We start from the raw sequence: 26966 nt of genomic DNA, 5'->3' as shown, positions 1-26966 counted from the left end.
ACTTCAGCCATTTGCGACGGCATGAAGAGGCACCGGCCGTCAGTGCCGTTCGAAACCGGGTTCCGGTCGGCTACACAGCAGCCGTAACGCGCTATGACGCAATACCTTCTGGGCTTCAGCGACGGTCATACGGTTGGCGCGCACCTCGTCACCGGCCGTATTTCCGAGCGCGATGATGGCGGCGACCAGCCATTGCGGGGAAGCAGTGGCGTCGAATTCGCCCCCTTCCTGGCCACGCCGGATCAGGGCCAGCAAGCGAGCGTTCAGTGGAACGGCGCGGCTGCGGACACCCGGCCCCGCGAAGGCTCCGACGTGGTGCAGAATCGGCGATTTCCGGAAGAACCGCCAGCCGATATCGAGCAGCCGCAACAGGGCGTCGGTGGCCGGCCCGACATCGAGGTCGGCGGCGTCGAACGCCGCTTTGGCCTGGGCGGTGATGTGATCGACAGTGGCGGTGAGCAATTCGTCGCGGGACGCGAAATGGGCGTACACCGTCTGGCGCGTCAGCCCGGCTGCTTCCGCGATCGTGGCCATCCCCGCCCCAGGTTGCTCGGAGAGCAACCGAGCGGCCGCCTCCAGAATGAGTGCCCTGCTGCGCTCGGCGTCGGCTCGCCGCTTCGGTTCCCGGTCTCCGGTCAACTCTTACATCCTTGTCAAAATTACGCGACGGCCCTAGCCTTTACAGCACTGTAAGAATTCTATCGCTGGAGTCCCCATGAATCGCGTCCGACTCACCCATGCCCTCGCCCTGCTCACCACCGGCCTACTCGCCGGCGCCTTCGGTTACGGCGCAGCCAACCTCGCCCCCACCTTCCGTCGCGTCCCATTACAGATGCGGCTCGAGTTCCACACCGAACTGATGCGGAACAACAGCATCAGCATGCAACTCACCATGGCCCTCGCCGCACTGGCCTGCGCAGCCCTCGCCGCCGTAACCACGGGACGCCCTCGCCTACTCGCCACCCTGTCCGGCGCCTTGGTCGCGGCAACTTTCGTGATCACCCGCTTCGGAAACGTCCCGATCAACCACCAAATCAACAGATGGGTCACCGCAGGCGCACCCACCGACTACGCCGAAATCCTCACCCGATGGGACAACTTCCACTACCTACGCACCGGCACAGCACTCCTCGCCTTCGCCCTGATAATCCTGCTCGCCTTACGCGCCGCGGCCCGCGACTCGGATGACGCCCCGCCGCAGATACCGGTTGCGGCGGCGCGGTAACTCGCCCACACCAAAACCCTTGAACCCCTATGCAATCGAGCCGTGCCTGCGTTCTCAGCGCCGGGCTCCTCGATTACGCCCGGAAGGCGGGCGCGACAAAGGCGAAGTAGTCGAAGACCACCGCACACCGTTGCGGCGTGTAGTGATCGAGAACCTGAGCGATCCCGCGGTGGCCGATTCACTGATGTTCTTAAGAGCCTGCCTGGACCACCGGCTCGACGACAACCGGCCGAAAAATTGGTCCGTCCGGCATGATTGGCCGATGGAGTTCCAACTGGCGGTCACAGCGTCACCTGACAGCCATCGATACTCGATCATCGTGGAGCCCGAAGGGATGACCTACGAGTTTCCGGCCGCAATCAAGGTTGTGCTGATGTTTCGCGGACCGGACTCCATGCTGGCCGAACTGACACACTATCCCGACACGCTGGCCATCTGGCGCCCCGCCGATACAGAGGTGTGGGCCACGACTACAGATGGGCACTGCGAGCAGATCGGTGGATTCACCAACAATCCGGCACCAGGTTTCGACACTGGCGGGAAGCCGGAGAATACGTGACGCTGATCTCCGCTGCCGTATGTCCGCATCCGCCAGGATTGATACCCGAAGTCGCGGGTGACGACTGTTCACGATGGGATCGACTTCGCGATGCGTGCGTGGAATCGATTCAGCGACTACAACTTCCACAGCTGGGCGTGAACGAGAACGGGTACGCCTGCCGCACGGGTTTCGGCGCTCGTCCCGTCGACGAGAAGGCAGCGCAACTGCTGGTGCTCGTCGGCGGGGACGAGACGACGCGGACCTTCGACCCCGCCGCCGCCTATCCAAGCCTTCGGGTGCACGGCATCGACTGGCAGTCCGGATGGGGGCAAACCCACACCGATCCGGAGCCCCTGCCACTGTCGCTCTCGGTCGGCGAATGGCTTCTACATTTCGGCCGCCCTCCTGGAATGCTGACGGCCGATGTCGAGTATCAGGCTGTCTGCTTCGATGCCACCCCGCAGGAATGCGCGACCCTGGGCCGGGATTTGGCCACTCGGGCCGAGCGGGTCGCAATGCTGGTGCTGGTGGGAGGCACGGCGCTACGGGGTGATGCCACCGGCCGGGCGGCATGGCAGGTGCTGGCGGGAGCCGCCGAGGGAGCACGATTGCAGGCGGATTTGCTTCTGATGCCGGAGCCCTATGAGGTGGGGCACTTCGTGGGCAGCTGGACCGAACGCCCCTGACACTGGTTTCGCGGAGGATAGTGCCGTTTCAATCTCCTGCCGGAGCCTCGGCCTCTCATCAGCTATTCGGAACCGGGCCAAGATCCCACCGGTTCGTTTGTCAAAGGCAGCTAGCCCGTCTGAATCAATAGATGCGCATATTCATAAACAGGGATGTGCCGTCTCCTCTGCGAGGCGACGCTCCTCCTCGCCTCGCGAGTCAGACCGTTCGTACACTCACGCCCGCCGCGGCGAGCGCTTGCCTCGCATCCTCCGGCGCGGTCTCATCCGTGATGACAGCGTGCAGGGCGGCGGCGGGGGCGACAAAGGCCAAGGCGGTTCGGGTGAGCTTCGCGCCCTCGGCGGCGGCGATGACGCGGCGGGATGAAGCTATGGCTGCGCGTTTGATCGCGGCGTCGCCTAAGTCGTAGGCGGTGAGACCGGTTTCGGAGAGACCGCAGCAGCCGAGCACCGCGGTGTCGAAACGTAGTGCGGCTAGGGAGGATTCGGTTAGGGGGCCGGTCAGGGCCAGTTCGACGGGGCGCGGTTGACCGCCGGGGACCAGCAGTGTCAGGTGGGGGGCGCCGGTGAGGGCGTTGACGGCGTGTAGCGAGAGTGGCATGACGGTGAGCCGGCGGTGGGTGAGGGCGCGGGCTACTTCCAGGCAGGTGGTGCCGCTGTCGAGGACGACGGACTCGCCGTCGGAGATGAATGCGGCGACTTCGGCGGCGATCCGGCGTTTGGCCTCCACGCCTTCGCGCAGCCGCAGGCCGAAGGGTGGTTCCTCGCCGCGCAGCAGGAGGCTGCGGGCTCCCCCGCGATAGCGTTCGAGGACACCCTGTTCGGCCAGCGCCTCGAGGTCGCGCCGGACGGTCATTTCCGAAGCGCCGGTGATTTCCGCCAGTTCCGCGATGCCCAGCCGGCCCGCTTCGCGGACGGCTTCGGTGATCTGCCGCAATCTGTCAGAACCCGCCATGCCGCAAAACTAACAGATTCTCTGTTCTATTCATAGGCTTTCTAACATCGACAGTGTTAGTTATGTTCGTAACATGCACCAAACCACGTATCGCAAACCTCTTGACACCCTGCGGGCGGGACGTCTGGCCACCTTCGTCTACTTCGGACTCAACGGTTTCCTGTTGGGTATGTGGATCGTGCACATTCCAGCGATCGCGCACCGTACGGAGGTCAGCCACGCAGTACTCGGGTGGCTACTGCTGTTGCTCGGCGCGGGCGCCTTCGCGGGAATGCAGGTCGTCGGTCCGCTGACCGATCGCTTCGGGGCGCGAACGGTGGTCCCGGTCAGCGCGGCGTTGTTCAGCGTTGCTTTGGTTCTACCCGGAATCGCCACCGACGCTTGGACTTTGGGTGCGGCGCTACTGCTGGTCGGCTGCGGCAACGGCGCCATGGACGTCAGCATGAACGTGCACGCCGTGCAGGTGGAACGGGGCTACGGGCGTCCGGTCATGTCAGCGTTCCATGCGACCTTTTCCATCGGCGGCGTCCTGGCCGCTCTGGTCGGCGCGGCGACGCTCAGCCTGGGCTGGAATGCGGCGCTCACGCTGGGGTCCGCGGCAGCTGCCGGGATAGCCGTGTCCGTGGCGTGCCGCACCTTGTTGCTGCGGCCGGAGCGTGCGCCGTCGCCCGGCACCGACACGGCCGCCGAGCCGACGCGAACACCGCGCCGCATCTGGATCATGGCGGCGCTCGCACTGATGCTCATGCTGTGTGAAGGGGTGGCCAACGATTGGAGTGCGCTGCATTTACGCGACATCCTCGGTGCCTCCGCGGCCACCGCCGCCTTCGCCTATGGTGCGTTCGCGACGGCGATGACCGTCGGACGATTCCTCGCGGATGGCATGTCCGCCCGATTCGGCGCGATCGCGATCCTGCGCTACGGCGCCGCGATAGCGGCCATCGGGCTGGCGATCGCGGCGATGTCGCCGTGGATCCCGGTGGCGCTGATCGGCTGGACGATCGCCGGAATCGGGCTGTCGGGGTGCGTGCCCCAATTGTTCAGCGCCGCAGGGCATGCCGATCAGACCGCCGCCGGGAGCAACGTCGCGCGGGTCGCGGGGATCGGCTATCTCGGAGTGCTGGCCGGTCCCGCAGTGATCGGTCCGATGACGCACTTCATGCCACTGAATATCACGTTCCTGCTGCCGGTGGCCCTGTGTGCTGTCACCGCGTGCGCGGCAGGTGTTTTACGGGAAAAGGGCACGGCGTAGACACCGGCGGCATTCGCCCGCGAATTCCGGTCCCCACCACACACGGTGGTGGGGACCGGCGGTCACAGTGCGAACAGCGCCCGGCGGCCGATACGTGGATCCGCCAAGGGACGCAGTGCGATTCGCAGCAGCGCCAGCGCATTGTCGTCCGCGGCAATGCGATTCAGTTTCAATGTCCCGCACTCCAGGCACTGGTGGACCAGTGCCCATTCCCCGTTGTCGCGCACGGTCGAACTGACCGCGAGCATACGGCCGCGGCAGCTGTTCGCGCGGTCGCCGGGGATGCGGCCATCGACATGGCGGCTGGTCAAACAGTGTGGACAGTGATTTCGGTGCGAAGTACCCGGTACGGCGATCGGCACATCCAGACGACAGCCGATACACCGGAAGCTCGCACCGGATTCCCCACCGAGACCGTGCAATACGGTTTTGCCGCGTTGCGGTCGAGCGGAGACCGTCTTGTTCCTTCGAGGCATCGCGACCGCCTAGAGGTCGCCGAAGACTTCGAGCGGGAACGGCGGCTCCGCGAGCGGGCGCACTGCCAGGCGCATGAGGATCAGCTGATTGTCATCCTCGCTGACCGCATGCAATGCCAGCTCGTAGCAGCGCGCACACCGATGCACGATGGCCCAGTCACCGCCGCGGCGCACCGCGATCGACAGCGGAGCCATGCGTCCGTGGCACTCGGATACGCCACCCTCGACATGGTCGACGGTGTGACACGAGTGCAGGCAGCTCGGACAGTGATTGCGCCGGCTGTTGCCGGGCGCGAGCACGGAAACGGTGAGCCCGCAGCGGATACAGGTGAAGGTGCCGGTCTTTACGGCCGGACTGGGTTCGTTCTGGGCGGAAATTTGATGGGGCAACCCGGATCACTCCTTGGCAGAAAGCTGATATGCAAACGGCAGGAGTAGGCCGAGCGCGCCTCGACGACGCGGAAAGCCGGTCAGTGCGTGCGGCTGGCGGAAAGGCAAGCCGAGTACGCACTCTGAGGCGCTCTCGGCGCGGGCCGGGGCATAAATCAGTCCTTCCGCCAGTCGAATCGGATGCGCGTCGTCCGCACCCGGGCACCGTAGCAACGGCCGGCCGCTCTCCGCCACCGAATTATTCGCGGTGCTCTCGGCAGGTCCCGGGGACAGTCAGCGGCTATCGGCGGAACATCAGCGCGGTGACGAAAACCCTTGGCCGGAGCCGACTTCGATACCGACCACGCAGGTGTCGTCGTCGGTATCGGCGTCACTGCCGTCGAGCAATTGGTCCAGACGCTCGTCCAGGGTTCCGGTGAATTCGGCCGATAGCGTGAGCAGTCGCTGTATGCAGTCATCGAGCTCGCGGTCGCGACGTTCGATCAGACCGTCGGTGTAGAGCAGCAACGTGTCGTCGGTTTCGAGTCGCAGCTCACCCTCCTCATACGTGGTCTCCGACAATGCGCCGAGGATCACGCCCTTGAGCTCGGGAAGCGGCGTGGCCCGGCCGGCACGGATCAGCACCGGCGGCAGATGCCCCGCCCTGGCCCAGCGCAGAATCCGGGTGTGCGGGTCGTACAGGCCGCAGATCGCGGTGGCGAAGATGCTGTCGGTCAGATGGTGGGCCACCTGGTTCAACCAGGACATCATCTGGCCCGGTCCGGCGCCGGTGGCGGCGAGACCGCGAAGAGCGTTGCGCAGCACGACCATTCCGGTCGCGGCCGCGATGCCGTGGCCGGTGATGTCGCCGACCGACACCAGGATCTCTTTGGAGGGCAAAACGAGCGTGTCGTACCAGTCGCCGCCGACGAGATGGTCCTGCTCGGTCGGCCGGTAGCGCACCGCGATCCGCAAACCGAAGGCGTCGGTGGCCGGTTGCGCGTCCGGCATGATCGCCTGCTGAAGCTGCCGCGCCAGGCGACTCTGCTCGGCGGCGTGTACCTCCGTGTGCGTCAGCCGGTCACGGGTGGCCGACAGCGCGATCTCGGTCCAGTGCTGCGACGAGACATCTTGGTAGGCACCGCGAATCGCCAGCAGGTGTCCCGCCGCGTCCAGCACCGGTTCGGCGATGATCCGGATATGACGGGTCACACCGTCCGACCGGATCAGGCGGCACGCCGTGGACGCCGGTCGGCGATAGCGCAGCAAGGTCCGCAGGAATCGCCGCGCGGTGTCGGCGTCCGCTGCGTGCACGTGCGCCGGCAGCTCGGACAGCGGGATCGGTTCGCCGGACGGCGGCAGGCCGTAGAGCCCGAAAAGCTGTTCACTCCAAGTTATTTCGCTGGTAGCCGCGTTCTCCTCGAACCCGCCGACCCGGCCCAGGCGCTGGGCATGCTGCAACAGCGACGCCAACCGCGCCGTCTCGTCCTCGATCCGCCACACCATGAGGACGGCGTCGCCGTGGCGGCTGATACTGAGCGCGGCCGCGACGGTCAGCGGAATCTGGTCGACCAGTTCGGTCAGCGCGACCCGGTCGGCGCGGTAGGTCTCGCCGGTGGCGAAGACATGCTCGGTCAGCTCGAACAACTGGCCCTCGGTGGCGGCCATCGGATACATCTCGAGCAGCAGGGAACCGTGCACCAGCCCACTGGGACGTCCCGCCAGGTCGACGAAGCAGGTATTGACGTGGTGAATGCGGAAGTCGGTGAGGGTGCCGTCGTCATCGAGATGCGGAGTCAGCACCAGTGCGGGGTCGAACAAGCCGTCGGCCAGCCGGACGAGCTCGGCGGCAGCGTGCCGCTCCGCGGCGCGCACGGCGGTCAGGTCGGATTCCAAAGTGTGCGCGCACAATTCGGCCAGCGCTTCCAGTTGCCGGTGGATCTGCGGCGGCTGCGGCGCGATCGGGCGCGGCCAGCTGATCTCGAGGACGCCGAGCAGCTTGCCGCCGGCCGCCACCGGCAGCGCGGCGCGGCCACCATGCCGGTCGCCGATCGACGGCAGCCCGGACCCGCTCATATCCTCGATCCACAGCGCCTCGCGCCGCATCAGCACCTGCCGCGCCGGGGTCGCGACCCCCGGCGGCACATACCGCCACCGCTCGGCTTCCGGTGCGGCGATTCCGGCGAAACCCACCAGGGTCAACGACGAATCGGTACCCGCCGACCAGATCGCCACGGCCGTGGCGCCCAAGGGCGCCGCGGCATGCTCGAGCAGCGCTTCCGCCACGCGCTGGGTATCCCCGGCCGCCAGCAACCCGCTCTCGGCGGTGCGCAGCCGCACCGCCGTGGCCGACTCGGCCGGCGTGGCGGTGCCGAGCAGGAACTCCCCCACCGCCGCACCGATCTTGTCCTGCGCCGCCTGGTTGACCAGCTCCGCGGCCAATTCCAGTGCGGTGACACCGGATTGGGCGGACAGCGTGTCGAGTTGAGCCGCCGCCTCCGCGGGCCCGCACCGCAGTCGTTCGACCAGTACGCCTTTGGCCATCTCGAGCAGCGCCCGACCGTCCGCGGTGGCCTGCGCCTGCTGGACCTGGTTGCGTAGGCGCTCCACCGTCGCCGCGAGGCGAGTGACCGCGGGCGGTGCCGACGGTCCGCTCGCCGGCTCGAGCGCGGCGTCGTCGCTGTTCGGCTCGATCATCTGCCCAGCCAGCGCTCGATGCAGGTGAGTAGGGCGTCCGCGTCGACCGGTTTGGTGACATAGTCGTTGGCGCCCGAGGCCAGGCTCTTGTCCCGATCACCGAGCATGGCCTTGGCTGTGACGGCGATGATCGGCAGGCTTTCGTACTGCGGCATCTCGCGGATAGTCGAGGTCGCGGTGTAGCCGTCCATTTCCGGCATCATCACGTCCATCAGGATCAGATCCGTCTCGGGATGGGCGAGCAGCATATCGATGCCCTCCCGCCCGTTCTCGGCGTGCAGCGCGTGGATGCCGTGTAGTTCGAGGATGCTGCTGAGCGCGAACAGGTTTCGCGCGTCGTCGTCGACGATGAGAACGGTCCGGCCGGCGAGCACGCCGCGCGGCCCCGGCGGCGCGGTGGCCGGCGCCTCCTCGCGTCGCACCAGCGGCAGCACGTCCCCCGGCGCTTCCGCGGAGATGTGCAGCGCTATCCGCTCCCGCAGCTCATCCAGGCTGGACAACAACTCCAACGGCTGGCGCGCGCCGCGCTCGTGCAGCGCGCGCTCCTGCTCCGGGTCGAGCCGGCGGTTGTGGACGAGCACCGGCACGCTGCTCAATGCCGCGTCGCCGTCCATCCGGTCCAGAAACACCAGCGCGGCGCTGTCGGGCATGTCCAACTCCAGCACCACGCAGTAGAACGCCTCGGCGGCCATCGCCGCCGCCGCCTCTTCCACGCCCACCGCGGTGACGACCTGGACCGGGCCGCGCGGATCGTTGCCCGCGGCGAGATCGGCCACGGCGCTCTGCGCTACCAGCGAGAGCAGGCCGCGCGGGCGCTCCTCCACCACCAGCAGTTTGCGCTGCTGTTTCGGGGCGAACGCGGGCGCGGAAGTGACCACGGCGGCACCCGGCTCGGCGTCGTCACGCTCCGGATAGGGCGCTTCCTGGAAGTCGGGCCGGCCGACCGGAAGGTAGAGGGTGAAGGTACTGCCTTGGCCGAGAGAGCTTTTCGCGGTGATGGCGCCCCCGAGCAGATAGGCGATCTCCCGGCTGATCGACAACCCGAGACCGGTGCCGCCGTACTTGCGGCTGGTCGTGCCGTCGGCCTGCTGGAACGCGCCGAAGATCGACTCGAGCTGGTGCTCGGCGATACCGATGCCGGTGTCGATGACCCGGAAGGCGATGGCCGGGCCGTGCCTGCGCACGGCTGTCGGCAGCTCACGCGCCTCGGCGGGCTCCATCCGCAGCTCCACCGATCCGCTCTCGGTGAACTTCACGGCATTGGACAACAGATTGCCCAGCACCTGCCGCAGGCGGGAATCGTCGGTCAGCAGGTCGACGGGCAGGCCGGGGGCTGTCGTGATCCGGAAGCCGAGACTCTTCTGGGTGGTCACCGGCCGGAAAGTGGCCTCCACATGGTCCAGCAACTTACGTAGCGGCACCTGCTCGGGCGTGATGTCCATCTTGCCCGCCTCGACCTTGGACAGATCGAGGATGTCGTTGATCAACTGCAACAGATCCGAACCCGCCGAGTGGATGATGCCGGCGTATTCGACCTGCTTGGCGGTGAGGTTGCGGGTCGGGTTCTGGGCCAGCAGTTGCGCGAGGATGAGCAGGCTGTTGAGCGGCGTGCGCAGCTCGTGGCTCATATTGGCCAGGAACTCCGACTTGTATTTCGACGCGAGCGCCAGCTCCTGGGCGCGAGTCTCCAATTCCTGCCGGGCTTGCTCGATTTCGAGGTTCTTGGCCTCGATATCGCGGTTCTGCATGACCAGCAGCGCCGCCTTCTCCTCCATCTCGGCATTGGAACGCTGCAACTCCTCCTGCCGGATCTGCAGTTCTTCGGAGCGCGCCTGCAATTCGATGGTCAGGCGCTGCGACTCGGCCAGCAGTTCATCGGTGCGGGCGTTGGCGACGATCGTGTTGACGTTGACGCCCACCGTCTCCATCAACTGATCCAGGAAGTCACGGTGGATGTGGGTGAACCGGTGCATCGACGCCAGCTCGATGACGCCCAGCACCTGCTCTTCCACCACGATCGGCAGCACGAGGAGGTTGACCGGCGCGGCCCGGCCCAATCCGGAGGCGATGGTGACGTAGTCGCCGGGGACGTTGTCCACGGCGATCGTGCGGCGGCTGCGCGCCGCCTGACCGACCAGGGATTGACCGAAGGCGAACCGCGTCGCCCGACCGGGCTCCTCAGGACTGCCGTAGGAGCTGATCAACTGCAGCTCCGGCCGCTCGGCCGCATCGTCGGCCAGATAGAACGCGCCGAACTGCGCCGAGACGAGCGGCGCCAGCTCGTCCATGATCAGTTCGGCCACCACGTTCAAGTCACGCTGGCCCTGCATCAGACCCGAGATGCGCGCCAGGTTGGTCTTGAGCCAGTCCTGATCCTGGTTGGCCTTGGTCGTCTCGCGCAGCGATTCGACCATCGAGTTGATGTTGTCCTTCAACTCCGCGACCTCGCCGGAAGCCTCCACGGTGATGGAGCGGGTCAGGTCGCCCTCGGCGACGGCGCTGGTCACCTCCGCGATAGCGCGGACCTGGCGGGTCAGGTTGCCCGCCAGCTCATTGACGTTCTCGGTCAAGCGCTTCCAGGTGCCCGACACGCCTTCGACCTCGGCCTGACCGCCCAACCGGCCCTGCGAGCCCACCTCCCGGGCGACGCGGGTGACCTCCGCGGCGAACGCGGACAGCTGGTCGACCATCGTGTTGATCGTGGTCTTCAGCTCCAAGATCTCGCCCCGCGCGTCCACGTCGATCTTGCGGGTCAGATCGCCCTGGGCGACCGCGGTGGTGACCTGAGCGATGTTGCGGACCTGGTTGGTCAGGTTGTTCGCCATCGAGTTGACGTTGTCGGTCAAGTCTTTCCACGTGCCCGCCACATTGGGCACGCGGGCCTGGCCGCCGAGCATGCCCTCGGTGCCGACCTCGCGGGCCACCCGGGTGACCTCGTCGGCGAACGCCGAAAGCGTGTCGACCATCGTGTTGATCACCCCCGCCAGCGCGGCGACCTCGCCCTTGGCTTCCACCGTGATCTTCTGACTCAGATCACCGCGCGCCACCGCGGTGGCGACCTGCGCGATCGATCGAACCTGGTTGGTCAGGTTGGAGGCCATGACATTGACGTTGTCGGTCAAGTCTTTCCATGTCCCCGACGCGCCGCGCACCGTCGCCTGACCGCCGAGGTTGCCCTCGGTGCCGACCTCGCGGGCCACGCGGGTCACCTCGTCGGCGAACGAGGACAACTGATCGACCATCGTGTTGATGGTCTCCTTGAGTTCGAGAATCTCCCCGCGCGCGTCCACCCGGATCTTCTGCGTCAGATCGCCCCCGGCGACCGCGGTGGTGACCTGGGCGATGGAACGGACCTGCGCGGTGAGGTTGTCGGCCATCACGTTGACCGACTCGGTGAGGTCTTTCCAGGTCCCGGACACACCCTTGACGTCGGCTTGACCACCGAGTCGTCCTTCGGTGCCGACCTCGCGGGACACCCGGGTCACCTCGTCGGCGAACGAGGACAACTGATCGACCATCGTGTTGATGGTGTTCTTCAGCTCGAGAATCTCCCCGCGCGCGTCCACCCGGATCTTCTGCGTCAGATCGCCCCCGGCGACCGCAGTGGCGACCTGAGCGATCGAACGGACCTGCGCGGTCAGGTTGCCCGCCATGAAGTTCACCGAATCGGTGAGATCGCGCCAGGTCCCGGAGACGCCCTTGACGTCGGCCTGACCACCGAGGATGCCTTCGGTGCCGACCTCGCGGGACACCCGGGTGACCTCATCGGCGAACGAGGACAACTGATCGACCATCGTGTTGATGGTGTTCTTCAGCTCCAGGATCTCCCCGCGCGCGCCGACGGTGATCTTCTGACTCAGATCACCGCCCGCGACCGCGGTGGTCACCTGGGCGATATTGCGGACCTGGTCGGTCAGATTGCCGGCCATCGCGTTCACCGAATCGGTGAGATCCTTCCAGGTCCCCGAAACCCCGGGCACCTCGGCTTGACCGCCCAACCGGCCGTCGGTGCCGACTTCGCGGGCGACGCGGGTGACTTCGGAGGTGAACAGCGACAACTGGTCCACCATGCCGTTGAACACCGTGGCGATCTCACCGAGCAAACCATCGGCGTCGGTGGGCAAGCGGGTTCCGAAATCGCCGTCGCGCACCGCCGTCAACCCGGCCAAGAGCTGGCGCAACTCGACCTGATCCGTGGCCACAGCGGCCGGCTCGGTCACCACACGGTCAGGCGCCGCCGTTTCCGTCATTCCCCATCCTTGTTGATCGACCGGTCAGAACCGAACAGCTGTCCGGCCCTGGCGGGCACGCCGAACCGTCGCCACGCCACACGAGAATTCGGCGACGAACGATGTGTCGCCGGTTGCGGAAGACCCACCCGCACGGTGACTTTACGCCGTGCGCGTACGTGGTGAAGCCGTCTACAGATCAGATTTTTCGGAGCTTCAGAGGTTGAGGTAGAAGCGGATCGTCGTGCCCTCGGCGCTGGTGTGCACCCGAACCAGATCGGCCATGTAATTGACCAGGATCAAGCCCCGGCCGCCCAGCTGTCCCGGCTCCGGTGGTTTGCGACCGGCCAGCGGATCGGTGAACCGGCCGCCGTCGCGAATATCGCACACGACCTGACCTTGCTCGGCCCAGATCGCGAGTGTGCCGCTGCCGCCACCGTGCACGACGCTGTTGGTGGTCAGTTCACCGACCGCCAACTCGGCATCCTGCAATCGCGTGCCCGTCAGGCCCAACCGTCCGGCCTGCTCCACCGCGAAGTAACGGACTTCCCGGAGTTCCGCCTCGCCGAAGGAGAAGACAGCGGCATTCGGTGCCGGGGACAGCGGTTCGTTGTAGCGCGCCACGACCGACTGCCAATCGTAGGAGTCGCTGCTCTGCTCGAGGCCTCCGCTGATCAGCGTCGGGTGGGTCACTCGCGCGTCGGCCAGGACGGCCGCGTCCAGGTGGGTTTCGTCATAGGGGCACAGGATCGTGACCGGACGTCCCTCGAAGGCCGCGTTGATCAGGGCTTCGTGCTGTGCGCACGCGGGATACTCGGTCACGCTGCGCCCAGCCCAGATCGGCTCGCCGATGATACGCACCCGCCCCTGCGGATGCGCGTCGGCGAATCCCCGGAGCACCTTGGGGATGATCCGTCCGGGATTGCGGCCGGCTTCGGTCATATCCAGGAACACAATGTCCTCGGCCGCCGAGCCCATCCCGCGCCGGATCAATTCCAGGTTGGGTCCGGGCACGGCGACAGCCATCGGTTCACCCGCCGCCATGCCCTCGCGTAGGAAGGACACGGTCTGCTGCGTGTACTCCTCGGCGGTGCGATAGAACAGGGCGGGATGCACGAACGCCTCACTCGCGGCAGGTGCGCTCATCGCGGCGTCACCTCGATTCGGTGCAGGTTCGGCCAAAACAATTCCAGAACGCGCGACAAATGTGACGGCGGGCGTTCTATCACGACCCGCCCGGCGGTCAAGTTCAACGCGGTCACCGCCAACGCCGTCGCCCCGGACACATCGACGAACTCCACCTCCGACAGCTCGACGAACGACACATCCGCATGCCGCCGAGCCAACTCCGCCAAGGCGCCTTCCCACGACGATCGGGTCACCGCGGTGATCTCACCGCTGGCCCGCAGTCCGGGACGATCGGGCAATGGCTTCACCTCTAGAGCAGCCATGCTCGATACCCTTCTGACTCGACTGCCGCGCGGGGAGCATCCGCACTCGGACGCCTGCATCACCGTCGCAGCGTGACTATTACAACCAGACCGGAGAAGAATCAACTTCCCGGCTACACAGAGTATCCGGGCACGCACCCACGCACAAAAATCTAGTCGTCGAACGCGGTGACCGCGTTACCGGATCTCTCGCGGGGCAGTTGATCGCATTCGAGCGGTCCCTACAGGAAGCCCGCGAGCTCGAGCAGGCGCCGGGCGGGCGGGCTCGGCGCGTGAATGACGACCTCGTGTCCGGTCGGCGCCAGTCGGGCGGTGAGCCCGAACACGAGGCGGAGTGCCACGCATCCGAGGAAGGTGACTTCGGTCAGGTCGAGCACGACATCGCCCGCAGGGAGTTGCGCGAGTTCCTGATAGGCCAGGTCCAGCTGCGGACCCGTGGTCAAGTCGATCTCGCCGCGCAGTGCCACCCGCGGGGGCACTTCCTGCGGAAAACACCGCACCTCACCCGGTCCGATGTTGCGATACCGTTGTGACCTCGGGCCTATCGCCGGGACGGCGCTGGATGAACTCACTACCGACCTCACCTCCACGGGATCGGTCCGGCGCGATCCACCAAACGATTGTCTCATGACAAATGTTGACGAGCCAACCCCGGGGCAACATTCGCGCGCCCGGACAATGACCCTGCTGGGTGGCGACCCTCGACGATCGCACACACTCGGCCACCGCACACCGTCAGCGTCAGTTGCGGTTGATTGCCTTCTCCGCCATGGGCTCTCGACGCCGTAGCCGCCAGATATCTGATCGATTGCCGCACGGAAACTAACGATCACCGCGGGGCCGGTCAGGCTCGACGCTGCTGATCCGCGACGACAGGGCTTTGCTCGGCGCTGGCGGTGAATTCCTCCAGCCCGGTCAGCAGGGCCACGCGCCCAGCGGCGCTCATCCCCTGCAGGACCTGGGCCAGCGCGCGCCGCCTGGTGGTACTGATCTCGGCGAGCAACCGCTGGCCGTCCCTGGTCAACGCGAGCATCACTTCCCGGCGGTTGGCCGGGCTCGCGGTGCGGGCAAGCAATCCCGCCGCCTGCAGCCGGTCGCACAGCCGGCTGGCCGAGGACGGCATCGCGTCGAGTTCGGCGGCCAGCCCGTTGAGGTTGATCTGGCCGTGCCGTTGCACAATGGTCAGGGCCTGCAATTGCGACGGGGACACCCGAGTCCCGACAGCCTGCTGAGCCTGGCCCCACAGCACTACCAGGCGCGCCGCCGCTTCTTCCAGGGTCGCGGCAAGATCGGTCCCGGATCGGTCCGGCCGCCGCGCACTGCTCATGCCACTACTGTGACACGTCGGCCCGGTGCGACGATACCCCTGGCACGCGGTAACGTCATCTAACTTATGTCGCGCGACAATCGTTGCGATCGACCGCAGCAACGTAGCCCTCGGGGGCGCGCCGACTCTCGGAGGCCACATGACTCGCACCGGTGACTCGCTCGGGCACGCCGAGCGGGCACTGCGCGCCAGCGCACCCCACGCACTGCTCGACGTGCTCCGGGCCACGCTGCAGCAGGATTTCGCCGCGACCTCGGTGGACCTGCTGCTGGCCGACTACCGCCTGTCGGTGCTGCAACCGGTCACCGAATTGCCGCACACCGCAACACCTTTGGCGATCAGGACAACAACCGCCGGGCGCGCGTTCAGCGCTCAGCAGGTGCTCCTGGAACCCGGACCGGGAGCCGAAGGCGTCGTGATCCATCTGCCAGTGACCGTGCGCGGCGACCGGCTGGGCATCCTGCGAGCCCACTTGCCGTCCGCGCCCAGCGGCGACCGACAGGACATCCTGGCCGGACTGGGCACCATGCTGGGCCACGAACTGATCGTCGCCGAACGCGACACCGACCTCTACCTGCAAGCCCGCCGCAGGGAACGCCTCAGCCTGGCCGCGGAGATGCAATGGCAACTGCTGCCCGGGCGCGGTTGCGCCCGTGCGGAATACACCCTGGGCGGGCAGCTCGAGCCCGCCTACACCATCGGCGGCGACAACTTCGACTGGAGCACCTCGGCGGAGTACCTGACCGTCACCGTATCCAACGGCATGGGCCAGGGCATCGGAGCCGCGCTACTGACCAACCTGGCGATCAGCGCCCTCCGGAACGCACGCCGAGCCGGCCTGGACATCGCCGATCAGGCCTGCCTGGCCGACCAGGCCGTCTACGCCCAGTACGGGGGCAGCCAGCATGTGTCGACGCTGTTGCTGCGCTTCGAGATCGCCACCGGCCGGGTGGGTGTCGTCGACGCGGGCTCGCCGCGCGCGCTGCGGCTGCGCGACGGCGCGGTCGAACTGATTTCGTTCGAGGCACAGTTGCCGCTCGGCATGTTCGACGGCACCGACTACCGCGAGCAAACCTTCCAGGTCGAGCCCGGCGACCGGCTGGTCATCGTCAGCGACGGAGTCCACACCGCGCAGGCGCCCACCGGCGTCGAATACGGCACGACCAACCTCGATCTCGCGATCCACGCGTCGAGTAACCTGCCCGCCCCCGAGGCCGCGCGAGCCATCATCACCGAGTTGCTGGACTACCACGAGGGCACCGACCTGCTCGACGACGCCGTCGTGGTCTGTATCGATTGGAGCGGACCCCGCGAGGAGTGAAGTGACGCACTCACCTGGGTCGCCTCACGATGCCGCCGGAAGGTGTCGCAGGGCAGTGTTTCCCGCCGCGCACGGGTCGCACATCATGCGCTAGGCGGTAGCTTCGGGGCGGTCCGCTGCCGCGCGCACCGGGTCCGCCGTCCCATGGTGGTTGCCGGGTTCGGGTAGGGGTTGGCGTATCAGCATGGCCAAGATCGCGACCGCGGCGATCGCGGGCACGATCAGCAGAATGATCGGCGGGACACCCGCGACGGCGAGCGCAGCCAAGGTGGTGAGCAGAACCAGAAGATAATGGTGTGCGTGCCATAGCGCCATGGATGAATCCTCTTCGTATGCAGGTGAACTCGTCGGGAGCGGCCTGAGCAGGGCCATCAAGGGATCGCGCGAATGTCCACGCCTCGGCCCCCTCGGTCGGCGGCGGTAGGGGTGGGCTGTGCGACCAGCGCCCGGCCCACCCCGCCATCAGGAAGAGTGATGTGACATGTGTTCAGTCCCTGGTTCTTTCGAATGTAGTCATCACCTCACTTTCGATTGATCTCTTTCCTGTTGAACCCATAGACCCCTGGTATCCGGCGGAGGTGCACGCTCGGTGGGTCTTCCGGTTCTGGGCCGACGCCCACTGAGCCGCGCGGGCTCCACCGGATCCGCCGCACACCGCGACGCGGGTGATCCAGGCGCCGAACCTCTGCTTCGCCCCGTCACCCGCACCGGGTCGAGGGCTTCGCACAGGATCTGCTCTACTGCGCTGAACAGCGCCTCGACGTCTGGATCGAGCAAAAGCAATCGCGCGTCCAGGATGTCCGGTGATCGAATATCGGTGGTGGTGCTCATGACGCGACTCCTCGGGTAGAAGTGCCGAGTCCGGTCGGGGGCCAGGCGTTGGCGCCTTGCCGCCGACCGCAGTATTCAATTTACCGACTCAGATAACCTATGCCGCTTGACATAGATTTGTTTTAGCACTCACGCCAGATGAGTGCAAGTGTCATCGGCTCGAGAGCGCGCCCGGATCATGATCCTCCGGCGCGGATGGCCGCCGGGAACCGACGAGTTGAGACAATTACCCCGAAATGGTAATCATTATCAATATCTTCGGCAGTAAGAGATGACACGTGAGTTCGCAGAACGCGGTACGCGGCCCCGCAGCGCTGGGCACGGGCGCCCCGAAGGACGGCTTGGCGACCCCGGCGCGCACCGCGGTGCTGGTGGCGACGCTGGGAGTAGTCCTCACCGCCTCGGCGCTGGTCGCCATCGGGTTCGGCTCGGCGTCGATCCATCCCACCGAAACCGCCCGATTCCTCTGGGCCGCGGTGACCAACGGCAGCGTGGATCTCGCCGACGCGAGCCGCTATCAGATCGTGTGGCAAATCCGCACTCCGCGGGTGCTGCTCGCCGCCGTGGTCGGGGCGGGGCTCAGTGCCGTAGGTGCCGTGGTTCAAGCACTGGTCCGCAATTCGCTGGCTGACCCATACATTCTCGGGGTCTCCTCGGGCGCTTCGGTCGGGGCGGTCACGGTGTCGCTGTTCGGCGCCCTGGCGGGTCTGGGTATCTACGCCGTCTCGGTGGGGGCGTTCCTCAGCGCGCTGGCCGCGACCGCACTCGTTTACGCCGTGGCGTACAACAGGCTCGGCGTGACACCGCTGCGACTCGTACTCACCGGAGTAGCACTCGCGTTCGGCTTCCAGGCTGTGATGAGTGTGCTGATCTACTTCGCGCCTACCGGCGAGGCCACCAACACGGTGCTGTTCTGGTCGATGGGATCGTTCGGGGCCGCTACCTGGGGTTCGCTGCCCGTGGTGGCGGCGGTCTCGGTACTGGGGATCGCGGTGCTGGCGCGCTACAGCCGCGTGCTGGACGTGATGTCGCTCGGCGACGAGACGGCCGCCAGTCTCGGCGTGGACACCCTGGCCGCCCGGCGCGGCATGTTCCTCCTCACCGCGCTGCTGACCGGCGCGATGGTCGCCGTCAGCGGCACGATCGGGTTCGTCGGCCTGATCGTTCCGCATATCACCCGGATGATCGTCGGCGCGGCGCATGCCCGGCTGCTGCTCGTCGCTCCGTTTCTCGGCGCGATCCTCATGGTCTGGGTGGATCTGCTGGCCCGCACCGTCGTCGCACCCCGCGAGCTTCCGCTGGGGGCGATCACCGCGCTGGTCGGCGTACCGGCCTTCATCGTGTTGATGCGCCGCAAGGCCTACGTCTTCGGAGGCGCGTAGTGCGATTACACGTCGAAAATCTGACCATGCGGATCGACGGCCGCGAGATCGTCCGGAGCCTCGACCTGGCGGCTGCCTCCGGTGAGATCCTCGGACTGATCGGCCCCAACGGCTCCGGCAAATCCACCGTCCTGCGCTGCGTCTATCGCGCCCTGAAACCGAGTGGCGGTGCCATCTGGGTCGGGAACGACGAGCTGTCGACGCTTTCACGCCGCGATTCCGCCCAGCGGGTGGCGGCGCTCACCCAGGAAAGCGGGGCCGACTTCGATTTCACCGTGGCCGAGGTGGTCGCGCTGGGACGGGCGCCGTTCAAGCGCGGTAACCAACAGCTCGACGACCGCGAACGTGAACTGGTCCGGGACGCCATGACGCGGCTGGACGTCATCCATCTCGCCGAGCGCGGGATCCTGGAGCTCTCCGGCGGTGAACGGCAGCGAGTGCTCGTGGCCCGCGCGCTGGCCCAGCAGCCCAGCATCCTGATTCTGGACGAACCGACGAATCATCTCGACATCCGCCACCAGATCGAATTGCTCGGGATGCTCCGGGCGGCGGCACCGACGGTCCTGGTCGTACTCCACGACTTGAATCTCGCTGCGGCAGCGTGTGATCGGATCGGTGTTCTCGCCGACGGCCGGCTGATCACGGCGGGTACGCCGAAACAAGTACTGACACCGGCACTGATCGCCGAAGTATTCGGCGTCGAGGTCGCGGTGGTCGAGCACCCGCTCACGGGCGCCCCGCAGATCTTGTTCGCGCTGCCCGGCAAGCACCCATCCATGACGACCGCGGTTCCGGGAGGACCCCTGTGAAAACACCTACCCCTGCCCCGCGACGGCGCCTGGTCACGGTCGTGGCAGCGACGTTTCTGCTGGCCGCCTGTGGTGCCAACATCGAGGACTCCGCCGGTGCGGCAGGCGCGAAAACCACCGTGCAGCGTTGTGGGGAGCCCGTCGAATACACCGTCCCGCAGCGCGCGGTGGTCTACGAGGGCGGCAGCGCCGACAAGATGTTCGCGTTGGGTTTGGCCGATCATGTCCACGGTTATGTGCTGCCGCCCGCGAACCCTCCGGTGACCGAGTCGCCCTGGGCGGCGGACTACGCGAAGGTCGAGTTCTTGAGCGATGACCTGCTCAACCGGGAACTGGTGGTGGACGCCAACGCGGATTTCGTTGTGGCGGGCTGGAATTCGGGCTTCTCCGATGCCCGGGGCATTACGCCGGAGATCCTGGACACGCTGGGCATCCAAAGTTTCATGCACGCCGAATCATGCTTCAACTACCCGGGTTTCCCCGAGCGCCACACACCGTTCGACGGTCTCTACACCGACCTGGAGCGGCTGGGCCAGATCTTCGGCGTGCGGGAACGCGCGACGGCGTTGATCGAGCGATACCGCCAGCGCGTGGCCGAGGTCCGCGAGAAAGCGCCTACCGGACCGCCGGTCAAGGTCTTCCTCTACGACTCGGGCACCGACAAGCCCTACACCGCGGCGAGCCAAGTCCCACCCAACGACATCATCCGATTCGCGGGCGGTGTCAACGTCTTCGGTGACGTCCCCGCCCGGTGGACCGCGACGAGCTGGGAAGCGGTGGTCGACGCCGCGCCCGAAGTCATCATCATCCTCGAATATCAGGACGCGCCGGCACAGCAGAAGATCGACTTCCTGAAAACCAACCCGGCCACCGCCGCGCTGCCCGCCGTCGTCGCGAACAACTTCTTCGTTCTCGACTACAACGAGGGCATCTCCAGTCCGCGCAACATCGACGGGTTGGAGAAGTTCGCCGCGTATCTGCGCGAGTACACGGCCGCGAGGTGACCGCCGGGCCGACATGCACCGACGACGGACCGGTGTCCGACCGTCGAATGGTTCGAGCGCTCTGGCTGGTACTGCTCGCCGCGATCATCAGCCTGTTTCCGTTCACGATCTATTCGACGTTCCTGGTGCCTATCGCCGCGACCGTACGGGCGAGCGAGGCCGAGGTCGGCTTTCTGCGCGGCCTCGGTGGTCTCGCGGCGCTCGTCGCGGGAATCGCGCTGGCGCCGTTGCTGACCCGATGGCCCAGGCAACATGTCGCCGCCGCCGCGCTCGGGTTGCTGGCCGGGACGAGTCTGCTGGCCACCTCCGGGAGGTTCGCGGCGTTGATCGCGTTCTGCGTGGGCATCGGACTGGCCACCGCGGTGCTGACGCCGACCCTGCTCACACTGGCGACCTCCAGGTTCTCCGATCCGGGCAACATGGGCAGAGCCGCGACCACGGTCACCGCGACCCAGTCGCTGGCGGCGGTACTCGCCGGACCGGTGATCGGCGGGCTCGGCGTCTGGCGCGGTTGGCAAGGCGCGCTGTGGATCACGGCGGCGGTGAGCGCGCTCATCGCCGCCGGCTTTCTCCGGGCCGGGGCTGGCGGAAGTCCGGCATCGCCGTCGATGCCGACCGGTTACGCCGACTCGTGGCGACGGCTGCGATCTCGACCGGATCTCCTCGTCCTCATCGCGATCGCCGCGCTGCGCACCACCTCGTTCATGGGCTACCTCGCGTTCCTCGCGGTCTTCTACCATGACCGGTTAGCCTATTCCGCAACGACTTTCGCGCTGGTATGGACGCTCAGCGGGTCGGCCTTCTTCCTCGGGAACTACGCGACCGGGCGATGGGTCCGCGACCCTGGTTCGGCGATGGGCCGACGCCCGCGCACCACGCTGGCCGTCGGCCTGCTCGGCGCTCTCGTCGCCGTGCTCGGCGTCTTCCACGCTCCGGCGTTGCCGGCCGCGCTCCTGGGGACTGCCCTGATGGGCTTCAGTCACGCGGTCGTCGCCGCGCAGCTGACCACCCTGCTCGCGCGTCTCGGGGGCGAGCTGTCGACGATCGCGTTCAGCGTCAACGCCGCGGGCATGAGCCTGGGGGTATTCGCCGGAGCGCTGCTGGGCGGTCTCGGGCTCGACCTGGCGGGACACACCGGCCTAGCCATCGCCTTGGGCCTGCCGACCGCCCTGGCACTCGCACTTCTGCGCGTCCTTCGCGGGACCGACGACGCCCGCGACACGGCGTAATACCCCCACCGGCTGTACAAGCTAATGGAGATCATTATCATTAACGGATGACCTCTACCGAGCAGTCGAAGATCGCGCGGCCGGGCACCGGAACCTCCACCGACAACCCGGCCGCCGCCGAATCGGTCTTCCTCGATTCGACCTTGCAGCTGCTGTCTCCGCTCGAGGTCATGGAGGGGGATGTGGTGGTCGACCTCGGTCCCGGCGCGGGTTCGGCCACGGTGGCCCTGGCTCAGGCGGTAGGCGAGCGCGGTCGCGTCTATGCCGTGGATCTCGACTCGACCATGCTCGAGGCCACGATGACGGCGGCGCGCGCGGCGGGAGTCGACGGCCGGATCCGACCGATCCTGCACGATCTGGAACGCGGTGCACCGCCAGTGCGCGAACCCGTAGACGCCCTCTGGTCTTCGGCATGTGTGCACCACACCCTCGATTGGGAGGCGTCCGTTCGCGCTTTGGCGCGGCTGTTGCGGCCGGGCGGCGTGCTCTGCCTGGCCGAAGGCGGCCTACCGGCCCGATGCCTGCCCTGGGACGTCGGGGTGGGTCTGCCCGGCCTGGAGATACGGCTCGACGAGGCGCACAACCGCTGGTCCACGCAATGGTTCTCGGGCCGGGCGGGCGCGCGGCGGCCACGGCGCGGCTGGGCCGAGATCATGACCGCGGCCGGGTTGACGGCGGTGACCAGTCGCACGGCACTGGTCGACTATCCCGCTCCACTCTCCGACGACGTGCGCACGGTGGTGCTCGACGAACTGGCCGCGCGGGTGAACCGGGCCAAGCCGTACCTGCACGAAAACGACGCGGCCGCTTGGGAATTGCTGCTCGACCCGACCGGCGCGCACTGGCTGGGCCGGCGCACCGACTTGGCGCTGCTCACCGCCCGCACGGCGTTCTGGGGGCGCGCGCCGCGGTGATGTCCACCGGGGCAATGCTGCTCACGACGCCATCCCTTCACACCTGCGCACCACCTCGAGCAGCCGATCGATCTCCTCGGGTGTGTTGTACGCCTGGACGCTGACCCGGACCGCGAGGTCCCGCGCGTCACGCCCGGCCTGGCAATGACTGTCGGCGCGCACCATGATCCCGGCGTCGGCCAGGACGAAGCCCAGATCGTCGGACCGGACCCGTTCGTGCCGGAAAGTCACGATGCTCTCCCTGCGCTGCACCGGCGAGGAGGCGGTCAGGCTGTTCTGACAGCCGAGCACCTGAATGCCGCGCAGCCGGCTCAGTTCATCGGTCAACCGAGCGCACAGCGCGGTGTTCCAGGCCTGGATCTCGGACAGTCCGGTTTTGTCGAGCCAGTCGAAAGCGGCTGCCACACTGATGATCCCGGCGGTATTCGGCGTGCCCGCCCAGCCGCGCACCGCGAACCGGGGCCCGCGCCGATTCCGCGCCCACACCGCGCCGACCCCGGGCAACGCGAACATCTTGTGACCGGAGAACACTACGAAATCGACATCGAGATCCGCCACCGACACCGGCCGATGGCCGACGCTCTGCGCGGCGTCCAAGCAGATCGCCACCTCCGGCCCGACCGCCTCGCGAATCCGATGCACGTTCATATCGGCGCCGAAGACGTGATGCACGTGGGTGACCGCGACGAACCGGGTGCGCGCGGTCACCACCGACGGAAGCGCGCGATGATCGTAGTCACCCGAGGCCGCGTCCACGGGCATCGCCACCACCCGCACCGTGCGGCCGCGGCGGGCCAGGTCATCGCGCAGGTCCAGCCAGGGCCGCAGGTTGGCTTGGTGGTCACCGAACGGGACGATGATCTCGTCCCCGTCTTCGAGGAGTTCCGCCAGCCAATCCTGGGCGACGGTGCGCAACCCGTGGCTGGTGCCACCGACGAACTCCACCGACGATTCCGTGCTGCGATCGTCGAGCGCGCGGCGGACGCTGTCCCGGGCCGCCTCGATCCGGCCGCCGGTGGCGGTCGCCCACGGGTAGGAACCGCGACCCACATTGGCGTTGATCGTGGTCAAGAACTCGGTGACCGCGTCGAGCACCGCGCCCGGCTTCTGCGCGGTGGCCGCGCTGTCGAGATAGATCCGGTCCGGTTGCCGGGCGAGGATCGGGAACTCACCGCGCACGTCGCGCTGCCAGTCCGCCAGCCGGTCGAACACACTGGTTGTTGTCGTCGTCGCCATCGCACTCAGTCCCGGACCAGGGGCGCGCCCGCGTCACGCCATGCCACGACACCGCCGCGCAGGCTGCGCACATCCCGGTGACCCATGCGCCGCAACAGCGCCGCGTAGCGCACGGATTTCTCGCCGATCGGGCAGACCAGCAGGACCGGCCGGCTCGCGCCGAAAGGCAGTCCGCCGCGCAGGAGTTCGTCGAAGAGGTCATCCACGATGTTGATGGAGTTCTCGATGTGCAAGGCCGAGTACGCGAATGACCCGCGCAGGTCGACGACCAGCGGCCGGTCCCGGGCGATCCACTCCCGCGCCTGCGCGACATCCAACGATGTCACCGCCGCGGTTTCGGCGTCGGTGATGGTGTCCGCCGCGATGCCGAGAGCCGGCTGGTTCAACAGTTCCGGGCGGTACCGGCGGATGTAGCTCATATAGCTCTCGACCCGATCGCACACGATGAACACGGCGGTGGCGCGCTCGGTGCGGGTCGCGTCGGTTTCGGCGAGATGGCGGACAGCGCCGAAATAGGCCGCCCCGGCCGTAGGGCCACCGAGGATGCCGCAGCGGCGGTTCAGGGTGAGCATCCCGTCGATCGCTTCCTGCGCGGTCACCGACTGGATCGTGTCGTAGTTCGCCGGGTCGAACAGGCCCACCTCGTTGACCTCGTCGATATTGCGGATTCCCGGGATGAAATCGGACTTGTGCGCGACCAGCCCGAGCACCCGCACATCCGGATTGTGTTCGCGCAGCACGGTCGCGACGCCGGTGGAGGAGCCCGCGGTACCCACACAGGCGATGAAGATATCCGGGCCCTGGCCGTCGAGATCCTTGACGATCTCCGGGCCCGTGGCGCTGCGGTGCGCGTCGAGATTGCGCGGATTGAAATACTGATCGGTGTGCAGGTATCCGCTGCCCTCCTCGGAGAGCATCCGGTACATCCGGGTGAGCGGATCCTCGGTGTCGGTCGGATCCAGGCACTCGGTCTGCCCCGGCAGTTCCTCGATCTGCGCGCCGAGCAGCAACAGCAGATCCTTGATCTCGGGGACCTTCATCCGGTTGGTCACGCTCTTGAACGGCAACCCGTGCATAGCCGCGATGATCGCCAGCGCCTTGGCGGTATTACCGCTGGACAACTCGACGATCGCGTCCCCGCGCTCGATCGCGCCGGCCAGATCGGCGCGGGCCATATTCCAGGCCGGCCGATCCTTGACCGAACCGAACGGATTGAGCATCTCCAGCTTCGCGTACAGGTCGATATTGCGCAGCCCGTGGACGTTCTCGTCGATCCGGACCAGCGGGGTATCCCCGATGACCTCGAGAATGCTGTCGTACTTCATGCGCGGTCACCTTTCCCAGGCCAGTACTGTTCATCCAGACACCACTTCCACCCGTCCTGAGCCGGGTACACGGCGACCTTGCGGGCGATGGGCTGCATCAGCGCGTGGTCGGCGGCGAAGTCCATGAAGTAGCCCGCCGTGTTCACGAATGCCAGCAGGTCGCCGGGAGCCGGCAGTTGCGCCAGCGTCACCTTCCGGCGCGTGATCAGGTCGTCCTCGAGGCACAGGTTGCCCGTCAGATAGACCGCGACCGGCGGCCCCGGTGCGGGCCGAGCCGCCAGGAGCACCGGGTCCATCAGCACGGCATGATCCTCGATACTGATGTCGCGCGAGTTCGCGGCCACGCGGACCAGGACATCGCCGGTGTGCGTGGTGCGAACCTCCTCGACCCGGGCCGCGGTGAGACCGCACTGGTCGGTCAGCGCGCGTCCCGGCTCGATATGCAGGTCGTAGAGGTTTTCCAGCAGCAAGGTCGCCAATGGCCTGCCCAGCGACGGAGCCGTGCGAGTCAGTAATTCGTCGAGGTAGCCGGCGCCGGCGACCGGACGATAGCTCGGATACACCCCCAGGGACCCGCGTATCGTCCCTGCCTCGGCGCGCAGGCCGTAGCCGTGGTTCTGCCAGGTCATCGAATCTCGCGCGCCCAGCACGGCATTGGTCAGTTCGGTGGTGTAGCGCTCCCATTCCCGCTGGTGCGCCAGGTAATTCACGCCGAACCCGCCGCCGATGTCGATCGCCCGCGGCGCGAAGCCCCGGGCGACCGCCGCGCCCATGGCGCGCAGGCAGCCCTCCAGTGCCAGCGCCTTTTCCTCGACGCTGTTGCTGTCGAGGTGATAGGCGACCCCGATCAAATCCAGGGCGCTTCGGCACTGTTCGAGATCGTCGAGCACGCCCGCCAATTCGCGTTGGTGTACGCCGAAACGGCTCGGCCGGCTCAGCACTTTCACGCCCGGGGAATCGAACGCCGACAGCCGGACCATTACACGCACGACCGGCAGACCGCGGCGCTCGACCAGAGCGGCCAGTTCCGCCAGTTCCTCCCGGGAGTCGGCGTTGACCACAGCGCCCACTCTGGCTGCCAGCCATAGGAAGTCGGGGTCCTTGGGTCCGGTCGCCATGATCCGGTCACCGCTGAATCCGGATTCCAGCGCGTGCCGCAACTCGCCGAGCGAGGCCACGTCGATACCGATGTCCCCCGCCGCCAGCTCGCGGATCAGCGCACTGGATCTATTGGCCTTGTGCGCGAAATAGACGCTGCCGCTGAGCCGATGTTTTTGGTAGACCGCCCGGTATTCGTTGGCGTTCTCCGCTATCCGCTGGGGCACAACCACATTGAGTGGCGACCCCAATGCTTCCACCATGCCGAACAGCGCGTCGGGCTTATCGAGGACCTCCCGCAACAACCCGCTGACCAGCGGGCTCAGAAACAGATTCGTTTCCACTATGCACCCCATCTCACACCCCCGCCGACTCCAGCATGACACGGCACCAAGGCTGGAGACCGACGGTGAACCCTGCCGAACCGTCCCGGTCGGCGCCGCTACACCACAGCTTAATGAAAACGATTCCCGATCTTGATATAATCGCCTGTTCGCCCGCATCGCGCAACCCTCAGCGCCGGAAAGACCGCTGCGGCAACGACTCAGCCGCCGCACCCTCCCTGCCACACAAAAGTATTCGGCGTGCCGCGGAGGGCGGCACGCCGAA

24 protein-coding genes are annotated in these 26966 nt (G+C 67.0%); 10 read left to right on the top strand and 14 right to left on the bottom strand.

Annotated features, from left to right (window positions below):
- Positions 1–39 precede the first annotated feature (39 nt).
- Complete coding sequence (locus tag BJ987_RS19965; RefSeq protein WP_209892234.1) at positions 40–639, bottom strand: TetR/AcrR family transcriptional regulator; 600 nt, start codon at positions 637–639, stop codon at positions 40–42.
- A gap of 76 nt (positions 640–715) precedes the next feature.
- On the opposite strand from BJ987_RS19965, the gene BJ987_RS19960 reads away from it, so the two are divergent.
- From BJ987_RS19960 to BJ987_RS19950, 3 genes are all read left to right on the top strand, one after another.
- Entirely contained in the window at positions 716–1225 is a 510-nt protein-coding gene (locus BJ987_RS19960) for an anthrone oxygenase family protein (protein WP_209892231.1), read from the top strand.
- Between the two features lie 19 nt (positions 1226–1244).
- Entirely contained in the window at positions 1245–1784 is a 540-nt protein-coding gene (locus BJ987_RS19955; protein WP_209892229.1) for a hypothetical protein, read from the top strand.
- A gap of 98 nt (positions 1785–1882) precedes the next feature.
- A complete protein-coding gene (locus BJ987_RS19950; RefSeq protein ID WP_209892226.1) occupies positions 1883–2452 on the top strand; it encodes a hypothetical protein in 570 nt (189 codons plus the stop codon).
- Between the two features lie 199 nt (positions 2453–2651).
- Here BJ987_RS19950 and BJ987_RS19945 read toward each other — a convergent pair whose 3' ends face one another.
- Positions 2652–3407 (bottom strand): DeoR/GlpR family DNA-binding transcription regulator, encoded by a 756-nt coding sequence (locus tag BJ987_RS19945; RefSeq protein ID WP_209892223.1) that lies wholly within the window; start codon positions 3405–3407, stop codon positions 2652–2654.
- Between the two features lie 73 nt (positions 3408–3480).
- On the opposite strand from BJ987_RS19945, the gene BJ987_RS19940 reads away from it, so the two are divergent.
- On the top strand, positions 3481–4659 hold the full coding sequence (locus BJ987_RS19940; protein ID WP_209892220.1) for an MFS transporter: 1179 nt from the start codon (positions 3481–3483) through the stop codon (positions 4657–4659).
- A gap of 62 nt (positions 4660–4721) precedes the next feature.
- On the opposite strand, the gene BJ987_RS19935 is transcribed toward BJ987_RS19940, so the two are convergent.
- The 8 genes from BJ987_RS19935 to BJ987_RS19900 all read right to left on the bottom strand — a co-directional run bounded on the left by BJ987_RS19935 (position 4722) and on the right by BJ987_RS19900 (position 15208).
- Entirely contained in the window at positions 4722–5135 is a 414-nt protein-coding gene (locus BJ987_RS19935) for an RNHCP domain-containing protein (protein WP_209892217.1), read from the bottom strand.
- Between the two features lie 9 nt (positions 5136–5144).
- Complete coding sequence (locus BJ987_RS19930; protein ID WP_245366050.1) at positions 5145–5525, bottom strand: RNHCP domain-containing protein; 381 nt, start codon at positions 5523–5525, stop codon at positions 5145–5147.
- 294 nt (positions 5526–5819) lie between these two features.
- On the bottom strand, positions 5820–8201 hold the full coding sequence (locus tag BJ987_RS19925) for a SpoIIE family protein phosphatase (protein WP_209892213.1): 2382 nt from the start codon (positions 8199–8201) through the stop codon (positions 5820–5822).
- The gene (locus BJ987_RS19920; RefSeq protein WP_209892211.1) at positions 8198–12451 is read right to left on the bottom strand and encodes a HAMP domain-containing hybrid sensor histidine kinase/response regulator; all 4254 of its coding nucleotides are present in this window, start codon (positions 12449–12451) and stop codon (positions 8198–8200) included. The genes BJ987_RS19925 and BJ987_RS19920 overlap by 4 nt, the downstream gene beginning before the upstream one ends.
- A 195-nt stretch (positions 12452–12646) precedes the next feature.
- A complete protein-coding gene (locus BJ987_RS19915) occupies positions 12647–13576 on the bottom strand; it encodes an anti-sigma factor RsbA family regulatory protein (RefSeq protein WP_209892208.1) in 930 nt (309 codons plus the stop codon).
- Positions 13573–13881 (bottom strand): STAS domain-containing protein, encoded by a 309-nt coding sequence (locus BJ987_RS19910; RefSeq protein ID WP_209892205.1) that lies wholly within the window; start codon positions 13879–13881, stop codon positions 13573–13575. Before BJ987_RS19910 ends, BJ987_RS19915 begins: the two co-directional genes overlap by 4 nt.
- Positions 13882–14102: 221 nt before the next feature.
- The gene (locus BJ987_RS19905) at positions 14103–14453 is read right to left on the bottom strand and encodes an STAS domain-containing protein (protein WP_209892202.1); all 351 of its coding nucleotides are present in this window, start codon (positions 14451–14453) and stop codon (positions 14103–14105) included.
- Positions 14454–14725: 272 nt separating this feature from the next.
- A complete protein-coding gene (locus BJ987_RS19900) occupies positions 14726–15208 on the bottom strand; it encodes a MarR family winged helix-turn-helix transcriptional regulator (RefSeq protein WP_209892199.1) in 483 nt (160 codons plus the stop codon).
- A 139-nt stretch (positions 15209–15347) separates the two neighbouring features.
- Here BJ987_RS19900 and BJ987_RS19895 point away from each other — a divergent pair, with 139 nt between their 5' ends.
- Positions 15348–16529, top strand: a complete 1182-nt coding sequence (locus tag BJ987_RS19895; RefSeq protein WP_209892196.1) for a PP2C family protein-serine/threonine phosphatase — start codon at positions 15348–15350, stop codon at positions 16527–16529.
- Positions 16530–16619: 90 nt separating this feature from the next.
- Here the strand turns inward: BJ987_RS19895 and BJ987_RS19890 are convergent, their stop codons facing one another.
- Positions 16620–16844 carry a hypothetical protein gene (locus BJ987_RS19890; RefSeq protein ID WP_209892193.1) on the bottom strand — a complete coding sequence of 75 codons (225 nt, stop codon included), beginning with the start codon at positions 16842–16844 and terminating at the stop codon, positions 16620–16622.
- 857 nt (positions 16845–17701) lie between these two features.
- Between BJ987_RS19890 and BJ987_RS19885 the strand changes: the two genes are divergently transcribed.
- From BJ987_RS19885 to BJ987_RS19865, 5 genes are read left to right on the top strand one after another with little or no spacing between them, the layout of a single operon-like run.
- Positions 17702–18742: a FecCD family ABC transporter permease gene (locus BJ987_RS19885; protein WP_245367287.1), complete on the top strand. Its 1041-nt coding sequence runs from the start codon at positions 17702–17704 to the stop codon at positions 18740–18742.
- The gene (locus BJ987_RS19880) at positions 18742–19551 is read left to right on the top strand and encodes an ABC transporter ATP-binding protein (RefSeq protein WP_372446882.1); all 810 of its coding nucleotides are present in this window, start codon (positions 18742–18744) and stop codon (positions 19549–19551) included. Before BJ987_RS19885 ends, BJ987_RS19880 begins: the two co-directional genes overlap by 1 nt.
- A 41-nt stretch (positions 19552–19592) precedes the next feature.
- Positions 19593–20555: an ABC transporter substrate-binding protein gene (locus BJ987_RS19875; protein WP_209892187.1), complete on the top strand. Its 963-nt coding sequence runs from the start codon at positions 19593–19595 to the stop codon at positions 20553–20555.
- A gap of 47 nt (positions 20556–20602) precedes the next feature.
- Positions 20603–21784, top strand: coding sequence for an MFS transporter (locus tag BJ987_RS19870; RefSeq protein ID WP_209892184.1), 1182 nt, complete (start codon positions 20603–20605; stop codon positions 21782–21784).
- A 47-nt stretch (positions 21785–21831) separates the two neighbouring features.
- A complete protein-coding gene (locus tag BJ987_RS19865; RefSeq protein WP_209892181.1) occupies positions 21832–22698 on the top strand; it encodes a class I SAM-dependent methyltransferase in 867 nt (288 codons plus the stop codon).
- Between the two features lie 21 nt (positions 22699–22719).
- On the opposite strand, the gene BJ987_RS19860 is transcribed toward BJ987_RS19865, so the two are convergent.
- Genes BJ987_RS19860 through BJ987_RS19850 form a run of 3 tightly spaced genes read right to left on the bottom strand, consistent with a single transcriptional unit; the run spans position 22720 to position 26701 of the window.
- Positions 22720–23934: an aminotransferase class V-fold PLP-dependent enzyme gene (locus tag BJ987_RS19860; RefSeq protein ID WP_209892178.1), complete on the bottom strand. Its 1215-nt coding sequence runs from the start codon at positions 23932–23934 to the stop codon at positions 22720–22722.
- Between the two features lie 5 nt (positions 23935–23939).
- Positions 23940–25259, bottom strand: coding sequence for a pyridoxal-phosphate dependent enzyme (locus tag BJ987_RS19855; RefSeq protein ID WP_209892175.1), 1320 nt, complete (start codon positions 25257–25259; stop codon positions 23940–23942).
- The gene (locus BJ987_RS19850) at positions 25256–26701 is read right to left on the bottom strand and encodes a Y4yA family PLP-dependent enzyme (protein ID WP_209892172.1); all 1446 of its coding nucleotides are present in this window, start codon (positions 26699–26701) and stop codon (positions 25256–25258) included. Before BJ987_RS19850 ends, BJ987_RS19855 begins: the two co-directional genes overlap by 4 nt.
- Positions 26702–26966 lie beyond the last annotated feature (265 nt).

The sequence above is a fragment of the Nocardia goodfellowii genome (assembly GCF_017875645.1).
In the GTDB taxonomy this organism is placed as follows: Bacteria; Actinomycetota; Actinomycetes; order Mycobacteriales; family Mycobacteriaceae; genus Nocardia; species Nocardia goodfellowii.
Note: the sequence above shows the minus strand (reverse complement) of the source record. Positions and strands in the feature narration are given on the sequence as shown.

Coding starts and splice junctions, on each gene's coding strand:
- BJ987_RS19890 (WP_209892193.1), bottom strand. CDS start 16,844: ATGGCGCTATGGCACGCACACCATTATCTTCTGGTTCTGCTCACCACC.
- BJ987_RS19865 (WP_209892181.1), top strand. CDS start 21,832: ATGACCTCTACCGAGCAGTCGAAGATCGCGCGGCCGGGCACCGGAACC.
- BJ987_RS19945 (WP_209892223.1), bottom strand. CDS start 3,407: ATGGCGGGTTCTGACAGATTGCGGCAGATCACCGAAGCCGTCCGCGAA.
- BJ987_RS19935 (WP_209892217.1), bottom strand. CDS start 5,135: ATGCCTCGAAGGAACAAGACGGTCTCCGCTCGACCGCAACGCGGCAAA.
- BJ987_RS19940 (WP_209892220.1), top strand. CDS start 3,481: ATGCACCAAACCACGTATCGCAAACCTCTTGACACCCTGCGGGCGGGA.
- BJ987_RS19870 (WP_209892184.1), top strand. CDS start 20,603: ATGGTTCGAGCGCTCTGGCTGGTACTGCTCGCCGCGATCATCAGCCTG.
- BJ987_RS19855 (WP_209892175.1), bottom strand. CDS start 25,259: ATGAAGTACGACAGCATTCTCGAGGTCATCGGGGATACCCCGCTGGTC.
- BJ987_RS19915 (WP_209892208.1), bottom strand. CDS start 13,576: ATGAGCGCACCTGCCGCGAGTGAGGCGTTCGTGCATCCCGCCCTGTTC.
- BJ987_RS19895 (WP_209892196.1), top strand. CDS start 15,348: ATGACTCGCACCGGTGACTCGCTCGGGCACGCCGAGCGGGCACTGCGC.
- BJ987_RS19900 (WP_209892199.1), bottom strand. CDS start 15,208: ATGAGCAGTGCGCGGCGGCCGGACCGATCCGGGACCGATCTTGCCGCG.
- BJ987_RS19860 (WP_209892178.1), bottom strand. CDS start 23,934: ATGGCGACGACGACAACAACCAGTGTGTTCGACCGGCTGGCGGACTGG.
- BJ987_RS19925 (WP_209892213.1), bottom strand. CDS start 8,201: ATGATCGAGCCGAACAGCGACGACGCCGCGCTCGAGCCGGCGAGCGGA.
- BJ987_RS19910 (WP_209892205.1), bottom strand. CDS start 13,881: ATGGCTGCTCTAGAGGTGAAGCCATTGCCCGATCGTCCCGGACTGCGG.
- BJ987_RS19920 (WP_209892211.1), bottom strand. CDS start 12,451: ATGACGGAAACGGCGGCGCCTGACCGTGTGGTGACCGAGCCGGCCGCT.
- BJ987_RS19960 (WP_209892231.1), top strand. CDS start 716: ATGAATCGCGTCCGACTCACCCATGCCCTCGCCCTGCTCACCACCGGC.